The organism is Mesorhizobium sp. CNPSo 4671 (assembly GCF_057784245.1).
This window is the reverse complement of the sequence record NZ_JBWLUW010000001.1, coordinates 234,459-253,137: the sequence shown is the minus strand read 5'-3', so window position 1 is coordinate 253,137 and position 18,679 is coordinate 234,459. Positions and strand designations below refer to the sequence as shown.

At 64.5% G+C, this 18,679-nt stretch carries 15 protein-coding genes; 12 read left to right on the top strand and 3 right to left on the bottom strand.

What is annotated here, in order from left to right:
* Positions 1–111: 111 nt before the first annotated feature.
* From AC04SF_RS01055 to AC04SF_RS01035, 5 genes are read left to right on the top strand one after another with little or no spacing between them, the layout of a single operon-like run.
* Positions 112–1,782, top strand: a complete 1,671-nt coding sequence (locus AC04SF_RS01055) for a thiamine pyrophosphate-dependent enzyme (RefSeq protein ID WP_488476128.1) — start codon at positions 112–114, stop codon at positions 1,780–1,782.
* Positions 1,779–3,875 (top strand): hydantoinase/oxoprolinase family protein, encoded by a 2,097-nt coding sequence (locus AC04SF_RS01050; protein WP_488476127.1) that lies wholly within the window; start codon positions 1,779–1,781, stop codon positions 3,873–3,875. The genes AC04SF_RS01055 and AC04SF_RS01050 overlap by 4 nt, the downstream gene beginning before the upstream one ends.
* Positions 3,872–5,491: a hydantoinase B/oxoprolinase family protein gene (locus tag AC04SF_RS01045; RefSeq protein WP_488476126.1), complete on the top strand. Its 1,620-nt coding sequence runs from the start codon at positions 3,872–3,874 to the stop codon at positions 5,489–5,491. The genes AC04SF_RS01050 and AC04SF_RS01045 overlap by 4 nt, the downstream gene beginning before the upstream one ends.
* Positions 5,488–6,690: a pyridoxal phosphate-dependent aminotransferase gene (locus AC04SF_RS01040; protein WP_488476125.1), complete on the top strand. Its 1,203-nt coding sequence runs from the start codon at positions 5,488–5,490 to the stop codon at positions 6,688–6,690. Before AC04SF_RS01045 ends, AC04SF_RS01040 begins: the two co-directional genes overlap by 4 nt.
* A 3-nt stretch (positions 6,691–6,693) precedes the next feature.
* Positions 6,694–7,506 carry an NAD-dependent epimerase/dehydratase family protein gene (locus tag AC04SF_RS01035; RefSeq protein ID WP_488476124.1) on the top strand — a complete coding sequence of 271 codons (813 nt, stop codon included), beginning with the start codon at positions 6,694–6,696 and terminating at the stop codon, positions 7,504–7,506.
* A gap of 18 nt (positions 7,507–7,524) precedes the next feature.
* On the opposite strand, the gene AC04SF_RS01030 is transcribed toward AC04SF_RS01035, so the two are convergent.
* On the bottom strand, positions 7,525–8,559 hold the full coding sequence (locus AC04SF_RS01030) for an aldo/keto reductase (protein WP_488476123.1): 1,035 nt from the start codon (positions 8,557–8,559) through the stop codon (positions 7,525–7,527).
* Between the two features lie 184 nt (positions 8,560–8,743).
* Here AC04SF_RS01030 and AC04SF_RS01025 point away from each other — a divergent pair, with 184 nt between their 5' ends.
* From AC04SF_RS01025 to kdgD, 4 genes are all read left to right on the top strand, one after another.
* Positions 8,744–9,835, top strand: coding sequence for a sugar ABC transporter substrate-binding protein (locus AC04SF_RS01025; protein ID WP_096455274.1), 1,092 nt, complete (start codon positions 8,744–8,746; stop codon positions 9,833–9,835).
* 142 nt (positions 9,836–9,977) lie between these two features.
* A complete protein-coding gene (locus tag AC04SF_RS01020; RefSeq protein ID WP_488476122.1) occupies positions 9,978–11,045 on the top strand; it encodes an ABC transporter permease in 1,068 nt (355 codons plus the stop codon).
* Positions 11,042–11,869, top strand: a complete 828-nt coding sequence (locus AC04SF_RS01015; protein WP_488476121.1) for an ATP-binding cassette domain-containing protein — start codon at positions 11,042–11,044, stop codon at positions 11,867–11,869. The genes AC04SF_RS01020 and AC04SF_RS01015 overlap by 4 nt, the downstream gene beginning before the upstream one ends.
* Before the next feature lie 82 nt (positions 11,870–11,951).
* Positions 11,952–12,884, top strand: a complete 933-nt coding sequence (kdgD, locus tag AC04SF_RS01010) for a 5-dehydro-4-deoxyglucarate dehydratase (RefSeq protein WP_488476120.1) — start codon at positions 11,952–11,954, stop codon at positions 12,882–12,884.
* Positions 12,885–12,920: 36 nt separating this feature from the next.
* Here the strand turns inward: kdgD and AC04SF_RS01005 are convergent, their stop codons facing one another.
* Positions 12,921–13,652 carry a FadR/GntR family transcriptional regulator gene (locus AC04SF_RS01005; RefSeq protein WP_488476119.1) on the bottom strand — a complete coding sequence of 244 codons (732 nt, stop codon included), beginning with the start codon at positions 13,650–13,652 and terminating at the stop codon, positions 12,921–12,923.
* A 155-nt stretch (positions 13,653–13,807) separates the two neighbouring features.
* On the opposite strand from AC04SF_RS01005, the gene AC04SF_RS01000 reads away from it, so the two are divergent.
* Complete coding sequence (locus AC04SF_RS01000; RefSeq protein WP_488476118.1) at positions 13,808–14,635, top strand: NAD-dependent epimerase/dehydratase family protein; 828 nt, start codon at positions 13,808–13,810, stop codon at positions 14,633–14,635.
* On the opposite strand, the gene AC04SF_RS00995 is transcribed toward AC04SF_RS01000, so the two are convergent.
* Positions 14,632–16,236: a GMC family oxidoreductase gene (locus AC04SF_RS00995; RefSeq protein ID WP_488476117.1), complete on the bottom strand. Its 1,605-nt coding sequence runs from the start codon at positions 16,234–16,236 to the stop codon at positions 14,632–14,634. The genes AC04SF_RS01000 and AC04SF_RS00995 overlap by 4 nt on opposite strands.
* Before the next feature lie 215 nt (positions 16,237–16,451).
* Between AC04SF_RS00995 and AC04SF_RS00990 the strand changes: the two genes are divergently transcribed.
* Together AC04SF_RS00990 and AC04SF_RS00985 are read left to right on the top strand one after the other, a co-directional pair.
* The gene (locus tag AC04SF_RS00990) at positions 16,452–17,534 is read left to right on the top strand and encodes a sugar ABC transporter substrate-binding protein (RefSeq protein ID WP_488476116.1); all 1,083 of its coding nucleotides are present in this window, start codon (positions 16,452–16,454) and stop codon (positions 17,532–17,534) included.
* A gap of 158 nt (positions 17,535–17,692) precedes the next feature.
* Positions 17,693–18,676, top strand: coding sequence for an ABC transporter permease (locus AC04SF_RS00985; RefSeq protein WP_488476115.1), 984 nt, complete (start codon positions 17,693–17,695; stop codon positions 18,674–18,676).
* Positions 18,677–18,679 lie beyond the last annotated feature (3 nt).

The window sequence follows — 18,679 nt, the reverse complement described above, 5'->3', positions numbered from 1 at the left end:
AACTTTCGAATGGACGGCATTTCTTGATTTCGCCCCGACCCGCCAGCGTGCACGTATAAATCCGAAAGGCAGGCTCGGTCCCCTTGCCGCCACACCGAGGATGTCGAAAACATGATCCGCAATGGCGGCCGCCTTCTTGTCGAATGCCTGATCGCGCTCGGTGCCACCAAGAGCTTCGGTGTGCCCGGCGAGAGCTATCTGGCCGTTCTCGACGCGCTGCACGACACGCAGGGAAGGCTGGACTATGTGCTGTGCCGCAATGAAGGCGGCGCGGCGTTCATGGCATCGGCCTATGGCAAGCTGACCGGATCGCCCGGCATCTGCTTCGTGACGCGCGGCCCGGGCGTCACCAATGCCAGCATCGGCGTCCACACGGCCATGCAGGACAGTTCGCCGATGATCCTCTTCGTCGGTCAGGTTGGCACCGACATGAAGGGCCGCGAGGCTTTTCAGGAGATCGACTACCGCGCCGTCTACGGCACCGTCGCCAAATGGGCGGTCGAGATCGACGACGTCGCGCGCCTGCCGGAGATCGTGGCGCGGGCCTGGACCACCGCCCTGACCGGACGGCCCGGCCCCGTGGTGGTCGCCCTGCCGGAGGACATGCTGACCACACTGACCGAAGCCGCCCCGCTTAGCGGGCCAGCCGCAATCTTCGAAGCCGCTCCGGCACAGGATGCGATGGCTGCGGCGCTCAAGCTGCTGGCGGCCGCGGAAAAGCCGGTCCTGCTCATGGGCGGCGCCAACTGGACAGAGGATGGACGCACGGGGCTGCAGGCTTTCGCCGAGGCCTCCGACATCCCGGTCGTGGCGGCCTTCCGCTACCAGGACCAGTTTGACAACCATTCGCCCGCCTTCGTCGGCGAGGCTGGCGTCGGCATGGTGGCGCATGTGAAGAAGCTGATCAGCGACGCCGATGTGATCCTGGCCGTCAATGTGCGCTTCGGCGAGATGACCACGGACGGCTATACACTGCTATCGGTGCCGCAGCCGCGCCAGAAGCTGATCCATGTCCATGGCTCGGACCGCGAGATCGGCAAGATCTATGTGCCCACGATCGGCATCCATGCCGGCCCGAACGCCTTCGCCAGGGCGTTGACGCCGATCAAAGGTGGATGGGCGGAATGGCGCGCGGCGGCGCGCAAGGCCTATGAAGGGACATTTGCGGCACCGGTCCAGCCCGGCCCGGTGGATATGGTGGCGGTCAGCGCCTGGCTGCGCGAGACCTTGCCCGCCGATGTCATCCTCACCAACGGCGCCGGCAACTTCACCGTGTGGCCGAACAAGTTCTTCAAATTCGGACCGCAGGCGCGGCTGCTGGCCCCGCAGTCCGGCGCGATGGGCTATGGCCTGCCTGCGGCCGTCGCCGCCAAGGTCGCATTCCCTGGGCGCACGGTGGTGTGCTTTGCCGGAGACGGCGATTTCCAGATGAATTGCCAGGAACTCGGCACCGCCATGCAGGCGGGCGCGCAGCCGGTCGTGCTGATCATCAACAACGGCATCTACGGCACCATCCGTGCGCATCAGGAGCGCCACTATCCGGCCCGCGTTTCAGGAACCTCGCTGGAGAATCCCGACTTCGTGGCGCTGGCCAAGGCCTATGGCTTCCATGCCGAGCGGGTCGAATCCACGGGAGATTTCGCCGCCGCCTTCGGGCGGGCGCTCAGCTCGACGACGGGCGCCGTTCTCGACATCGCCATCTCGCCCGAAGCGCTGACGCCCCGGCAGACCCTTTCCCAGATGCGCGAAGCCGCGCTCGCTTCGCAGAAGGCCAAGGCATGACCTCAGGAATCGACGACATCCGTCTTGGCGCTGATATAGGCGGCACGTTCACCGACATCGCCCTCGAGCTCAGGGGGACGCTGTTCTCCACCAAGGTGCTGACCAATTACGCGGCGCCCGAGCAGGCGATCCTCGACGGCATTGCCGTCGTCACCCGCGATGCCGGCATTTCGGCTGCCGAGATCGGCATCATCATCCACGGCACGACGCTCGCCACCAATGCCCTGATCGAGCGGCGCGGCGCCAAGACCGCGCTGGTCACGACCGAAGGTTTTCGCGATGTGATCGAGATGCGGACCGAGAACCGCTTCGAGCAGTACGATCTGAACCTGCAACTGCCGACGCCGCTCATCCCACGCGAGCACCGCTTCACGGTCAAGGGCCGGATCGGCGCCGAGGGACAGGAGCTGCAGCCGCTCGACGAAGCCGCCCTGGAGGAGATTGCCGGACGGATCGCCGCCGGCGGCTTCGGTTCCGTGGCGATCGGCTTCATCCACGCCTACACCAATCCGGCGCATGAGCGCCGTGCGCGCGAAGTTCTCTCCCGCAAGCTGAACATTCCGATTTCGATCAGCGCCGAAGTGTCGCCGCAGATGCGCGAGTTCGAGCGCTTCAACACGGTCTGCGCCAATGCCTATGTGCGGCCGCAAATGGCCGACTATCTCGCCCGCTTCCAGACACGGCTGAAGGAGATGGGCGCCGAATGCCCGGTCTTCATGATCCATTCGGGCGGCGGCCTGATCTCGGTGGAGACGGCTTCCGAATTTCCCGTGCGCCTGGTCGAGTCCGGCCCGGCCGGCGGCGCCATCTTCGCCGCCGACATCGCCCGGCGCTTCGGCCTGGATAAGGTCGTCTCCTACGACATGGGCGGAACCACCGCCAAGATCTGCCTGATCGAGGATTTTGCGCCGCGCACGGCGAGAACCTTCGAGGTGGCGCGCACCTACCGCTTCTGCAAGGGCTCGGGCATGCCGATCTCCATCCCCGTGATCGAGATGATCGAGATCGGCGCCGGCGGCGGCTCGATCGCCTGGGTCGACGCCATGGGCCGGATCCAGACCGGGCCGGAAAGTGCCGGATCGGAGCCGGGACCTGCCTGCTACGGCCGCGGCGGCACGCGCCCGGCGATCACCGACGCCGATTTGGTACTCGGCAAGCTCGACCCCGACAATTTTGCCGGCGGCGCGATCCGGCTCGACACGGCAGCGTCGGAACAGGCGATCCTGCGCGATGTCGGCGAGCGCCTGTCGCTCGACGCCATGTCGACGGCCTTCGGCATCTGCGAGGTGGTGGACGAAAACATGGCCAATGCCGCCCGCGTCCACGCGGTCGAGAACGGCAAGAACATTTCCGACAATCTGATGATCGCCTTTGGCGGTGCTGCTCCCCTGCACGCGGCAAGGCTCTGTGAAAAACTCGGCATCGAACGCTGCATCGTGCCCAAGGGTGCGGGAGTCGGGTCGGCGATCGGCTTCCTCAAGGCACCGTTTGGCTACGAGGCGCTGGCGTCGAAGCTGACCCGCCTGTCGCGCTTCAAGCCGGCCGAGGTCAATGCCTTGCTTGGCGAGCTCAAGGCATCAGCCGAAAGCTTCGTGCGCAGCGGCGCCAGCGGCAGCATCACCTGCGAGATCACTGCCTTCATGCGCTATGCCGGCCAGGGCTGGGAAATCCCGGTGCCGCTGCCGGATGAGCCATTCGGCGACGATGCCGTCACAGAACTCAAGGAGCTGTTCGAGGCGAACTACCAGCGCTTCTTCGGCCGCGCCATCGAAGGGCTCGACGGGCTCGAGATCGAGATCGTCACCTGGTCGGTCAAGGCGACGGATATCAGGCCTGATGTCGCCAGGCACGAGCTTACGGGCGGCAAGCGGACCAGCACGCCAGTCACGACCCGCGCGGTGTTCGATCCGGCGAGCGGCGAGCCGCAGACCTACGGCATCGTCGAACGCGATACACTTTGCGCCGGCGATCGCGTCGCCGGGCCAGTGGTCATCGTCGAACGCGAGACATCCACCGTCGTCACCACCAGCTTCGACGCCGTCGTCCAGAGCGACGGCGCCATCCTTCTGATCCGCAAAGGCAGCCAGTCATGAGCGACATCGGTGACATCCGCATGCAGGTGATGTGGAACCGGTTGATCTCGGTGGTCGAGGAGCAGGCGCTGACCTTGCTGCGCACCGCCTTCTCGACCTCGGTGCGCGAATCCGGCGACCTGTCGGCGGGCGTGTTCGACCCACGCGGCCAGATGCTGGCGCAAGCGGTGACCGGCACGCCCGGCCATGTCAACACCATGGCCGAGGCCGTGCTGCATTTCATGAACGCGATCCCACGCGAGGAGATGTTCGAGGGTGACACCTATGTCACCAACGATCCCTGGCTGGGCACCGGCCATCTGCACGACATCACCATGGTGTCGCCGTCCTTCCTCAACGGCGAGCTGGTGGCGTTCTTCGCCTGCACGGCGCATGTCGTCGATGTCGGCGGGCGCGGCTTCGGCGCCGACGGCAAATCGGTCTATGAGGAAGGCATCCAGATCCCGATCATGAAGTTCGCGGAAAAGGGCAAGGTCAATCTCGACCTCATTCGCATCCTGCGCGCCAATGTCCGCGAGCCGAACCAGGTCGTCGGCGATTTCTATTCGCTCGCAGCCTGCAACGAGGTCGGCCATCGCCGCCTCGTCGACATGATGAAGGAGATTGGGCTCTCCTCGCTCGACGGGCTTGGCGATTTCATCTTCTCGCGCACACGCAACGCCATGCTCGAGCGCATCAAGGCGCTGCCGAAAGGCAGCTGGTCGAACGAACTCGTCACCGACGGCTATGACGCGCCAGTGAAGCTGGCGGCAAAAGTGTCGGTGCGCGACGACCATGTCGAGGTCGATTTCACCGGCACCGACCCGATGAGCCGCTGGGGCATCAACTGCCCGATCATCTACAGCAAGGCCTATGCGTGCTACGCGCTGAAATGCGTGGTTGCGCCCGACATTCCCAACAACGCCGCCTCGCTCGCTTTCTTCACCGTGACGTCGCCAGTCAACATCCTGAACGCCGTGCGGCCAGCACCCGTGGCGCTGCGGCACATTTTCGGCCACATGGTCCCCGATCTCGTGCTGGGCGCGATCTCGCAGGCCATGCCGGGCAAGATCCTTGCCGAAGGCGCCGGTGCGCTGTGGAACATCCACATCTCGGCGCGCCCGGTCGCGGGCGGCCAAGGGCGCCGCGCCGAAGTGCTGATGTTCAACTCCGGCGGAATGGGCGCGCGCCCTGGCCTCGATGGCCTGTCGGCGACGGCTTTCCCGTCCGGCGTGCACACGATGCCGATCGAGGCGACGGAGCATACCGGGCCGATCGTCATCTGGCGCAAGGAGCTGCGGCCGGACTCCGGCGGCGACGGCGAATTCCGTGGCGGCCTCGGACAAGTCATCGAAATCGCCGCATTGGAAGGCCACGAATTCGACTTCTCGGCGATGTTCGACCGCGTCAATCACCCGGCCCACGGACGCAATGGCGGTGATCCCGGCGTCGCCGGCGTGGTCAGACTGGACGACGGCACACAGATGCGGCCCAAGGGCTGGCAGCACGTTCCGGCAGGCCGGCGGCTGATCCTCGAATTGCCGGGCGGCGGCGGCTATGGCGATCCGGCCAAACGCAGCACCGAGGCGCGGGCGAACGACCGCTCCAAGCAATACATCTCGGAGAACGGCAAATGAGCTACATTGCCTCGCGCCTGTCGGCGGTGAAGCCTTCGGCTTCCATGGCGGCCTCGCAAGCCGCCAAGGCGCTACGCGCCAAGGGCGTCGACGTGATCGATCTCGGCCTGGGCGAACCGGATTTCCCAACACCCGGCCACATCATCGACGCCGCCCATTTCGCGGCGAAGGCGGGACAGACGCTGTACACAGGTGCGGCCGGCACCGCCGAGGTGCGCGAAGCCATTGCCGGCAAGTTCCGGCGCGAGAACGGGCTGGATTACACGGGCGACGACATCGTCGTGGCCAACGGCGCCAAGCAGATCATCTTCAACGCGCTGATGGCGACACTCGAGACTGGCGACGAGGCCATCCTGCCGGCGCCCTATTTCGTCTCCTATCCCGAAATGGTGAAGCTGCTCGGCGGCACGCCCGTCACCGTCGAATGCCCGGAGACATCAGGCTTCCGGCTGACGCCTGATGTGCTGGAGAGGGCCATCACGCCGAGGACGAAATGGCTCTTCCTCAACATGCCGGGTAACCCGTCCGGTGCCGTCTATTCGCAATCGGATCTGCAAGCGCTGGGTGCGGTTCTGGCAAGGCATCCGCAGGTGCTCATCCTCTCCGACGAGATCTACGAGCATATCCTCTTCGACGGGCGCGAATTCGTCTCCTTCGGCAAGGCCTGCCCGGAACTCAGGGATCGCACGCTGATCGTCAATGGCGTGTCGAAGTCCTATGCGATGACCGGCTGGCGTGTCGGCTATGCAGCCGGACCGGCGCCGCTGGTGAAGGCGATGTCGACCATCCAGAGCCAGTCCTGCACCTCCGTCTGCTCGATCGCGCAGGCGGCGACGGTGGCCGCGCTAAACGGCCCGCAGGACGAAGTCGCGCGTTTCCGGCAAGCGTTCGAGGCACGCCGCGATCTCGTTGTCGATGGCATCCGAAAGATCAACGGACTGACGCTGTCGCCGCCGGACGGCGCCTTCTATGCCTATATCGGCTGCGCCAGCCTGATCGGCCGCAAGACGCCCGGCGGTGTCGTGCTTGAGGACGATGCGGCGGTGGCAAACTATCTCTTGAACGAAGGCCGCGTGGCATCTGTACCGGGTGCCGCCTATGGACTTTCACCCTATTTTCGTATCTCGACCGCGACCAGCGAAGAGGTGCTGACCGAGGCGATCGCGCGGATCAACGCCGCCGTCGCGCAAGTGGAGTAGATGATGCCGCATTACGACCGTATCCTGATCACCGGCGCCGCCGGCCGTCTCGGCTCGGAGCTGCGCAAGGGGCTGGTGCCCCTGGCGAAGACGATCCGCCTGGCAGGACGTGAGCCGTTTAGCGATCTGGCGCCTCACGAAGAAGAAGCGGTGTTCGACCTCGCCGACATGGAAGCGACGATCGCGGCGACCAAGGATTGCGACGCCATCGTGCATTTCGGCGGCGCGCCGCTCGAATGCGAATGGCAGACGATCCTGGATTCCAGCATCCGCGGCTCCTACCATATCTATGAAGGCGCCCGGAAACACGGCGTGAAGCGCGTCATCTACGCCTCCTCCGTACACGCCATCGGCTATCACGAGGTCGAGGCGCATATCGGCGTCGACGCACCGGTGCGCCCCGACAGCCTCTATGGTGTCTCGAAGAATTTCGTCGAGAGCCTCAGCCGGCTCTACTGGGACAAGTTCGGGATCGAGACGGTGTGCCTGCGCATCTTCTCGTCCTTCCTCGAACCGGCGGACCGGCGCATGCTGTGGTCATACCTCTCCTTCGCCGATTGCGTGCGCCTGGTCGAGGCATCGCTCACCGCGCCGCGCGTCGGCCACACGATCTCCTTCGGTATTTCCGACAATAAGCTAAAGATGGTCGACAACAGCGGCGCCAACCATCTGGGATTCATTCCGCAGGACAGCGCCGAACCGTTCCGCGCCGCCGTGGAGGCCAAGACCCCCATTCCCGATCCGAAACGGCCGTCGGTAAAATATCTCGGCGGCTGGTTCTGCGAGCTTGGCCATCCGGACGACAAGCCCACGTGACGGCAGGGCGATGCGCCGTCACACGGTGGGAACGGGCGCGTCGGTTTCGATGAGACCGGCCTGCTTGAGATCAGCCCACAGCGCCGGCGGAATATCCTCTCGCAGATAGGCCAGATTCTGCTTCAGTTCCTCGACTGAGCGGGCGCCCGGGATGACGCTCGACACCAGGGGATGGCCGAGCGGGAACTGGAGGGCGGCGGCCGGCAGCGAAACCTTGTGGCTGGCACAGATCGCCTCGATGCGGCGAACGCGTTCGAGCACCGGCTCGGGCGCCGGCCTGGTGTTGAAGGTGGCGCCCTTGACCGCACCCGTCGCCAGTATGCCGGAATTGTAGGGGCCGCCGATGATGATCCGGGTGCCGTGCTGTTCGCAGAGCGGCAGCAAGGTCGCCAGCGGCTCCTGTTCGAGCAGCGTATAGCGGCCGGCAAGCAGGAAATAGTCGAACGCGCCGGCGACGACGAAATCGGACAGCATCTGCCACTGGTTGATGCCGACGCCGACCGCATTGATGACGCCTTGCGAACGCAACTCATCGAGCGCCGGATAGGCGCCGTCCATCGCTTCCCTGAAGCGGCTCCGGGCATAGGGGTCCTCGCCAGGAGCGAAATGGATGGCCTCATCGGGATCATGGATCGAGACCATGTCGACATAGTCGGTGTCGAGGCGCTTCAACGTGCCTTCGAGCGAACGCATCACCGCATCGCGTGAATAGTCGAACTCGGCGCGGAAGGAGCCGGGCTGGTCCCACAGCGCCGGCTTCAGCTCTTCCGGCGGAATGGGCACGAGGTCGTAGCCGATCTTCGACGAGATGACGATGTCGGCGCGTGGCAGCGACTTGATCGCCAGGCCAAGCCGCGTCTCGCTGACGCCAAAGCCATAGACCGGCGCGGTGTCGAAATAGCGGATGCCATTGTCATAGGCCGCCTGCACGGTCTTCACCGCCGCGTCGGTGTCGACTGCGCGATACATGTTGCCCAGGCCGGTACCGCCGAGTCCGATCGTCGTCACCTTCAGGCCATTCTTCGCGACAGCCCTGAATTCGATTTCAGCCATTTTCTCTTCCTGTAATCCCTGATCGTCCATTCGTGCCGGCCAAAGGGCCGTCTTCGCGCCATTCGGACCGAGAGCGTCCGTCCTGAATTCGGCGGCGAAAGACCATTGACACAAAAGTTGTCATATAACAATGTAACCAGACGACAAATGTAGCGACGCCTACAAAACGAAGAGGGAGGAACGGATGGACGACGAAACGAAAAATCACATCGAGATGGTGAATGCCGCCATCTCCAGGCGCAGCGCTTTCGCGCTGGCTGGGAAGCTCGGCCTGGGTGCTGCTGGCCTCGCCAGCGGACTGGCGGGTGCCGGCCTGGCCGGCGGCGTCAGCGCGGCTCGGGCAGCCGATTCATCGCCCGGGCTGCCGAAGAAGCCCTACAAGTTCCACTTCGTCTGCCATGTGACGCTCGACCAGTTCTTCACCCCGACTGTCTACGGCATCCAGGATGCCTGCGCCGCTTTCGGTTGCAGCTATCAGTGGACGGGGTCGCAGAAGAACGTCGTCTCCGAAATGGTCAGCGCCATGCAGACAGCGATCGCGCAGAAGTCGGATGGCATCGCGGTGTGCCTGGTCGATCCGACGGCCTTCGACGCCGCCACCGACATGGCCGCGCAAGCCGGAATTCCGGTTGTCGCCTTCAACGCCGACGTGCCGGTCGGCAGCCCCAACAAGCGGCTGTCCTATGTCGGCCAGCCGCTCTATCAGTCCGGCTACAATTCGGCGCTGAAGTGGCTGAAGCTGATCCCCAAGGGTGGCCATGTCATGCTGTCGATCGGCGTGCCCGGCTCGCTCAACACGCAGCCGCGCCTCGACGGCTACATCCAGGCGATCAAGGACTCCAACAGCGGCGTCACCTATGATGTCGTCAACACGGGGCCGGATCCGGCAACGGAAATCTCGCGCGTCGAGAGCTATTATCTCAGCCACAAAAACGTCAACGGCCTGTTCGGCACCGGCGGTTCCGACACCTATGCCTGCGGTTTCGTGTCCAACAAATACGGGCTGGTGAAGGGAGGCGGCGCGGTGGCCGGCTTCGACCTGTTCCCGCAGACGCTGGACTTCATCAAGGCCGGCGACGTCAACTTCACCACGGACCAGCAGGCCTATCTGCAGGGCTTCCTGCCGGTGCAGCAGATGTATCTCTACAAACTGTCCGGCGGCCTCGTCGGTCCGGCCAACAGCGACACCAGCCAGGCCTATGTGACCAAGGACAATGTCGACGCTTATGTCGGCAAGTCGCGCTTCGAAGGCCGCAGCGACGTCGAGCCGACCTGACACGGTCACCACCATGAAACGCCTGCCCTCGCCGCGTCATTTTGCGTGATGTGGCGGGGGTGGTGACGGCTGCCGGCCTGGCGGCTTTCGCCCCGTCGCCGATCCGGTTCTTCGCCCAAAGTTCGCAATCAGGAAGACAAGAGTGCCGCCCACAGAAACCAAGCCTGCGAAGAAGACCGGCGTCAAGGTTCCGCACACGATGACGGAAAGGCTGCTGATCCTGTTGTCGCGCTATCGCGAGGCCAGCATCGCCGTCGTCGCCATCGTGCTGGTCATCTATTTCCAGCTCGGCAGCGATGGCGGCTTCCTGTCGCCGCAATTCATGAGCGTGGTGCTGCGCGACACCGGCCGGCTCGGCCTTATCGCCGCGGCGGAAGTCATGCTGATGATCACCGGCGAGATCGACCTGTCGCTCAGCGCCATCTTCTCGATCGCCCCCTATGTCATGGCGCTGCTGTCGGTCACCTACGGCGTGCCGCTGGCCGTCGGTGCGCTGATCGGCGTGCTGATCGGCATATTGGTCGGTGCCATCAACGGCATCATCACCGTGCGCTTCAAGGTGCCGTCGCTGATCACCACCGTCGGCATGCTGTTCTTCCTGCAAGGCATCGTCGTCTCGATCTACAACAGCCAGCCGATCGTGGCGCCGGTCGAGCAACCCTTCAACGCCATCTTCGGCCAGAGCCTCTACCAGCCGTCGGATGCGCTGCTCTCCTGGCACGGCATTACCGCCTTCACGCCCTTCCTGTGGGCGGTGGTGCTGGTGCTGGTGTTGGCGCTGGTGCTTTCCCGCACCACATTCGGCCTACACACCATCGCGACGGGCTCCAACATCATCGGCGCGCGTGAGATCGGCGTGCGCACCGACCGCATGAAGATCTACAATTTCATGATCGCCGGCGGCTTCGCCGCCTTCGCCGGCATCATCAACACAGCGCAGTTCACCTCGGCCGACCCGCAGGCCGGCAGCCCGTTCCTCACCTTGCAGGCGATCGCCGCGGCGGTCATCGGCGGCACCTCGCTGCTCGGTGGCTCCGGCACCGTCATCGGCGCGCTGATTGGCGCCTTTGTCGTCGCCTCGCTCAACAACGGCCTGGTGATGATCGGCGCCCAGGCCACCGTGTCCGACATCTATCTCGGCGCGGCCATCATCGCCGCGATGATCCTCTCAATCCAGATCGACCGCCTGCGCACACGGAGGCGCGTATGAACACGCAAGCTATTCCACCGCTCGCCGCCGATGCTCCAACCGTTCTGGAGATGACCAACATCTCCAAGAGCTTCGGCGCCGTCACCGCGCTGGTCGACGTCTCGATCAAATTGCGCCAGGGCGAAGTGCTGGCGCTGGTCGGCGACAATGGCGCCGGCAAGTCGACGTTGATCAAGATCCTGTCGGGCTTCCACCAGCCCGACACCGGCATGATCGTCTCGCAAGGCAAGGAAGTGCGTTTCGCCTCGCCGCGCGACGCCCGCGCGCAAGGCATCGAAACCGTCTATCAGGACCTGGCGCTTGTCGGCGACCTCAGCGTGTTCCACAACATGTTTCTGGGCCGCGAATACCACAAGCCCTTCCTCGGCCTGAGCCTGCTCGACAACAGGAAGATGCGCGAACAGGCGCAGCTCTATCTCGATACACTGGGCATCACGATCCCCAGCGTCAACAGCACAGTCGACCTCCTGTCGGGCGGGCAGCGCCAATGCATCGCTGTCGCCCGCTCGATCTATTCGTCGCCGAAGATCCTGGTGCTTGACGAACCGCTGGCGGCGCTCGGCGTGCGCGAGAGCGCGCATGTTCTGGGCCTGATTCAGAATCTGCGCCAGCAGCGCCAGGTCTCGGTGATCCTGATCGTCCACAACTACAACCAGATTTTCGAGGTCTGCGACCGCATCAACTTCCTGCATTCGGGCGAGGTCGCGCTCGACGCGTCGACGGCCGACACCAGCGAGGAGGAACTGATCCGCATCGTCAAGTCGGGCCTGGGCACCAGGGCGATCGACGCCGCCGCGGCCGAAGTCCGGCCAGGCCTCGTATGAGCTAGCCGCCAGTAGAAGTCACCGCTCCCAAAATCCTTGCCGACAGACCATCACTTGCCGGCCCCTACACGGAGTACTTGTCTTGACGTTTTCACCCACCGAACTGACCCAATCCCTTGGCCGCGGGCTGCTCTCCTTTCCGCTGACCTTTTTTGATGAGCACGGCGGCTTCAATGAAGACGGCTATCGCGCCCATGTCGCAAGCCAAGGCACAGCCGGGGCGAGCGGGCTTTTTGCCGCCGGCGGCACCGGCGAATTCTTCTCGCTGACGCTTGAGGAATACAAGCGCGTCGTGCGGGCGGCGTCGGACGAAGTCCCTGATCACATGCCGCTGCTCGCCGGCGTCGGCTACGGCACGCATATGGCGGTGGAGTTCGCCAAGGCGGCGGAGGCCAATGGCGCCGACGGGCTGCTGGTGCTGCCGCCCTATCTGGTCAAGTCCGAGCAGGAGGGCTTGCGCCGGCACCTCACCGCCATCTGCCGCGCGGTCGGCATCGGCGTGATCGCCTATAACAGGGACAATGCCATTCTGACGCCCGAGACGCTCGAGCGTGTGGCGCAGGATTGCCCGAATTTGATCGGCTTCAAGGACGGTGTCGGCGACGTCGAGTTGCTTACTGCCACGCGCTATCGCATGGGCGACCGGCTGGTCTTCATCGGCGGCATGCCGACGGCCGAGGTCCATGCCAGTGCGGCGGCGGCGATCGGCATGACGACCTATTCGTCGGCGATCTACAATTTCGCACCCGAGATCGCGCTGCGCTTCTTCAGTGCGTTGCGGGCTGGCCATAAGACGGAAGTCGACGACCTCATCCGCTCGTTCTTCCTGCCCTATCTGGCCATCCGCAACCGGCGCGCTGGCTATGCCGTGTCGATCGTCAAGGCCGGCGCGCGCATTGCCGGCATTGACTGCGGGCCGGTCAGGTCACCGCTTCTCGACCTGACGCAGGACGAAGAACGGCAGCTCGCGGCTCTCATGCAGTCCTGCAAGATGCCGGTCGCGGAGCTGGCGTAGGACGGGATGATTTGCGGATCGAAGACCGACGACGCGCTACGATCTGGCGTGACCATCGACCATGCGCCGATAACGCTCCCGGCCAGCCTCCAGATGCTCGCGCAAGGTGAAGCGGGCGGCTTCGACATTCTGCCGCTCGATGGCCTGATAGATGCGGCGGTGCTCCATCTGGACCTGCTCCAGATAGTGCCGCCGCTGCTCCGGCGTTTCGTCGCGCGGGCGCATCAGCTGACGCGGAATGAGGACAGGTCCGAGAAAATGCATGAAGCGCTCGAAATAGGGATTGCCGGTGGCCGAGGCGATCGCCCGGTGGAAGGCGAAATCGGGCTCGATGGCGCTCTCGCCCGCCGCGATCGAAGCGTCGATGGCGTCGAGGCAGTCGCGCATGCGGGCAAGGTCGTCATCCCCACGCTTCTCGGCGGCGATGCCGGCGGCTTCCTGTTCCACCGCGAGCCGAAGCTGCAGCACGTTCTGGACTTCCGCCAGCGAGTGCAGTTCGTCGGAGACGATACGAAACGTGGTGTTCGCCTCATGGTCGGCGACGAAGACGCCGGAGCCCTGGCGGCTGACGACAAGGCCCTCCGACCGAAGGGAAGCCATGGCTTCGCGGATCACCGTGCGGCTGACCCCGAATTGCGCGATCAGTTCCTGCTCGGTCGGCAGTTTCTCGCCGCTGGTCATATGGCCGGCGCGTATTTCGCGCGCAAACCAGTCGGCAACCTGCGCCGTGCGGCTGATCTGCGGGGGAAGGCCAAAGGAACGTTTCATCGCCACCAAGCAATAAACGAACCGCTGTCCTTGGCAACCCATTATTTATACGGTGATATGATGACATTGGCGGCCTGTTCGCGGCGACCAGTCTTCATTGGCCTTGCCATATCAGCGCGAACATATCGGCGGTATCGGCGAAAGGACAGGATGTGATGCGAACCGACAAACCGGTGCTGTTGACCGGAGCCTCCGGCACGATCGGGCGCCTGCTGTCAGCCAGGCTGGCGGCGCTCGGCTGGACGTTACGGCTCACCGATGTCGTGCCGTTGCCGATCCCGCTGCCGCCAAACGCAAGCTTCACCATCGCCGATCTCGAGGACCAGCAGGCGGTAAACGATCTGGCAGAGGGCTGCGGCCTGATCCTGCATTTCGGCGGCATCTCCACCGAGCAATCCTTCGAGACCGTGCTCGGCCCCAATTTCCGCGGCGCCTTCCACATCTATGAGGCGGCGCGCAAAGAGAAAGCGCGCGTGGTGTTTCCATCTTCCGTGCATGCGGTCGGCCTCTACGAGCGGACGGAGATCCTCGACCAGGACTGCCTGCTGCGTCCCGATGGCTATTACGGCCTGTCGAAGGCCTATGGCGAGATGCTGGCGCGGCTCTACTTCGACAAGCATGCGGTGGAAAGCGTGCTGATCCGCATCGGCTCGGTGCTGCCTGAGGTTCCCGACGAACGGATCCTGTCGACCTGGATATCGCATGACGATTTTATCCGCCTGATCGAACGTTGCGCCGAGGCGGAGCGTGTCGATTGCTCGGTGATCTGGGGCCAGTCCAACAACAGCCGCGGCTTCTGGCGACACGACGCTCGCAAGAAGATCGGCTGGACGCCGCTCGACAGTTCCGACAGCCAGGCCGAGCGCGTGCGCGGCAAGGTGACGGACAATCCGGTGGTCGAGCGCTACCAGGGCGGCAAGTTCATCGTGGTGGACTACAGCCGTACGGATTTTCCGCCGCGCGAGATGTTTCCTGACGACTAGGCCGTCACCGCCGGCAGCAGGCCCCGCCCCGAAATCATATCCGCCGCCTTCTCGGCGATCATGATCACCGCCGCGTTGGTGTTCGACGACACGATGCTTGGCATGACCGAACTGTCGCAGACGCGCAGGCCCTGCAGGCCGCGCAGGCGCAGTTCGGGATCGACCACGCTCCCGGCATCGCCGCCCATGCGGCATGAGCCGACCGGGTGGTATGCGCTGCGGCCATGTTCGCGGGCGAAGGCTTCGAGTGCTGAGCGTCCCTGCATGGCCGAACCCGGAAGATGCTCGCGGCTGATGTATTTGGCGAAGGCCGGCTGCGACAGGATCGCACGGCTGATCTCGATGCCGTCGACGGCGCGCTCCAGATCATAACGTTCGGCAAACGGGTTGGGATCGATGATTGGCGCATCGCGCAGATCCGCCGATCGCAGCGTAACACTGCCGCGCGAGCGGGGGCGGACATGGTAGCTGTTCAGTGTGCAGCCATTGCCGCCGGGCACCGAGCCGATGCCTTCCTCGACGCCGGCGCCGGGCAGGAAATGGAACTGGATGTCAGGTGTTTTCTCCGCGCGGTCGCCCCACCAGAAGCCGCCGGCTTCGACGATGTTGGACGCCACCGGCCCCTTGCCGAACAGCGCGTATTCCAGGCCGGCGACTGCCTGCCAGCGCTTCTTCTTGTAGCGGTCGATGCCATGTGGGCCGTTGAGCTCGGCGACGACATCGACATCCATGTGATCGTGCAGGTTCTGCCCGACGCCGGCGAGGTCATGGACCACCTTGATGCCATGCGCGCCGAGATGGCCGGCCGGGCCGATGCCCGACAGCATCAACAGCTTTGGCGAACCGATGGCGCCGGCGGTGACGATCACCTCGCCCTCGGCCCGCAAGAGTTCGGTGCGGCCCTTGGCGATGACCTCGACGCCGATGGCGCGGCCGTTCTCGACGACGATACGGCTGACCGTGGCGTCGGTGCGTACCGTCAAATTCTTGCGGCCAAGCGCCGGCTTGAGATAGGCGACCGCCGTGCTCGAGCGTTTTCCCCGACGGGTCGTCGTCTGGTAGAAGCCGGTACCCTCCTGCTCGCCAGCGTTGAAATCTGCCCGGAAGGGAAGACCGGCCTGCTGCGCCGCCTTGACGAACACCCGGGTCAGCGGGTGTGGCGCGCCACTGGAAACGCCGAGCGGGCCATCGACGCCGTGCTCACGGCCCGCGAAGGTGTCATTGCCTTCCGAGCGGATGAAGTAGGGCAGCACCTCGGCGTAGCTCCATCCCGTACAGCCATCGTCGGCCGCCCAGCCGTCGTAATCCTGCGGGCAACCGCGGGTGAAGACCTGGGCGTTGATCGAGGAGCCGCCGCCCAGCACACGCGCCTGCGGATAGACCATGATGCGGCCGTCGATCGCCCTGCCGGGGGCCGTGTCATAGCCCCAGATCAGCGGCCCTGCCGTCATCTTGAAGAAGCCGACCGGCAGATGGATGTAGCGATCGGTGTCGGGCGGGCCGGCCTCGAGCAAGGTGACCGACACATCCGGATCCTCGCTCAGCCTGGCGGCCAGAATGCAGCCGGCCGAACCGCCGCCGACAATGATGTAATCCGACATTCTCACTCCCTTGGCAGCGCGAAAATCAGTGCCCTGCTCTCCTCTACGCAACGATCTCAAGTCGCTTGTGCCGCGTCAAGAGAAAGGGTATGGTTATCGTGTTGAAGGGTTGTCGTACAAGTGGAGGAGCTTGGCAATCCATCGTCGGAGGTCCCGGCCGCGCTGTCAGCGCAAGCCACCGGGCGGAAACAGAATTCAATCGGGAGGTTCGATAAATGAAGGACAGGACAGATTTTACGCTTACCGGCACGATCAACCGCCGGACGCTGATGATGGGCGCCACCGCCGGCGTGGCGGCGCTCGCCATGCCGAACGTGTTGCGCGCCGCCGACAAACCGACGCTGGTGACCTCGATCCGCTCGTTGTCCAACCCCTACCACGCGGTGTGGAAGACAGGTGCGGAGGCCTACGCCAAATGGGCCGGGCTGGAACACGTCACGCTGGTTTCGGAAGGCAACAGCGAAAAGGGCATTGCCGACATCAAGGCGATGCTGGCCAAGACCGGCGGCAACATGGTGCTCAATTCCGATCCCAACGACACGCCGGATGCACGCCCGATCGTCGAGGCCTGCGCCAAGGCCGGCGCCTATGTCGTGACGCAGTGGAACAAGCCGGCGGATCTGCATCCGAAGGACTTCAACCCGAACTATGTCTCGCATATCGAGTTCGACGGCATCGCCAGCGGCAAGACCATCGCCGAGATCCTGTTCAAGACCATTGGCGGCAAGGGTGGCATCGTCGCGCTTGGCGGCCTGATCTCGACCACGGCGGCGATCGAACGCAAGAAGGGGCTCGACGCCGCGCTTGCCGCCAACCCCGACATCAAGCTGCTAGACTTCCAGGTCGCCAACTGGAAATCGACCGAGGCCTTCGACCTGATGGGCAATCTGCTCACCCGCTTCGGCGACGACATCAAGGGCATCTGGGCCGCCAATGACGACATGGGCTCCGGCGCCTTGGAAGCGCTGCGCGCCGAAAACCTTGCCGGCAAGGTGCCGATCGTCGGCGTCGACGGCATCAAGACGGCGGTCGACGCCGTGCGCACCGGCGAGTTCGCCTGTACCGTCACCTCCGATCCGTTCTGGCAGGGCGGCATGGGACTGGCCATCGGCTACAACGCCAAGATCGGCAAGTTCGACCCGACCAAGGAGCCACCGGAGCACCGCGAATTCTACGGCAAGGCGGTGCTGATCTCGCACGACAATGTCGAGGAATATTACAAGACCAATGTCGATTCCAAACCGGAGATCGACTGGAACGACCTCTGGGGCCGGGTGACCGGAGCGATCCGGACCTGACCGCCGGGCGGGCCGCTGCTCCCTGGCGGCCCGCTCCCTTTTTACGGCCACCGCGGATGCCTGTCCGCGATGGCTGTCATCACCTGACGGGAAGCGGTTTCTTGACAATCCATACAGAACCCCTGAAGTCCGTTTCGGACATCGAGCGGACGACGTTTATGACATTGATCCCTCGCCGCATCGCCACCCTGTTCGGTGGCAGGCGCTGGCGCAGCATGGCGCCGCTGGCGGTGCTGGTCGTGCTCTGCGTGCTGATCGCCATCGCCAATCCCAATTTCATTGAATTGCGCAACCTGGTGCGGCTTGCCAACTCCGCCGCCGTGCCACTGACGCTGGCGATGGGGCTGACCTTCATCATCCTGATGGGCAGCATCGACCTTTCGGTCGAAGGCACACTGTCCGTCTCGGCGATGGTGGTGGTGCTGCTCGCCGCCAACGACGCGAACGGCAATGACTATGGCTGGTGGGCGGTGCTCGCCGCGATCGTCGCCGGCACCGCGATGGGTTTCGTCAGCGGTCTCGTCCAGACCATGCTGCGCATCCCATCCTTCATGGCGACGCTCGGCATGTGGTTCATCGGCCTTGGCCTGTCGGTCTATATGCTCGGCGGCTCGGCGATCCGGCTCAACGACGCCTCGATCCGCGACCTCGCCCTGCATCGTTTTTTCGGCCTGCCGCTGGCGGTCTGGGTCGCGTTTGCAGCGTTCCTGCTCGCCGCCGTCATCCAGTACCACACCAAGCTCGGCCGCCACATATTGGCGATCGGCGGTGACGAGGATGTCGCCAAGCTCTCCGGCGTCAACGTGGTGCGGGTGCGCATAACCGCCTTTGCGCTGGCCGGCTTCTTCTTCGGCATATCAGGCGTGCTTGCCGCCGCGCAGCTCGGCCAGTCGCACGCCGTCATCGGTGACGGCAGGCTGTTCGCAGCGGTCACTGCGGTGGTCGTCGGTGGCACGGCGCTGACCGGTGGCGAAGGCGGCGTCGTCAACACGCTGATCGGCGTGCTGATCGTCACCGTGCTGGCCAACGGCATGATCCTGCTCGGCATTTCGCCCTATATCCAGCAGACGGTGCAGGGCCTGATGATCATCGCCGCGGTGGCACTGTCGCTCGACCGCGTCCGCCTGCGGATCGTCAAGTGAGCG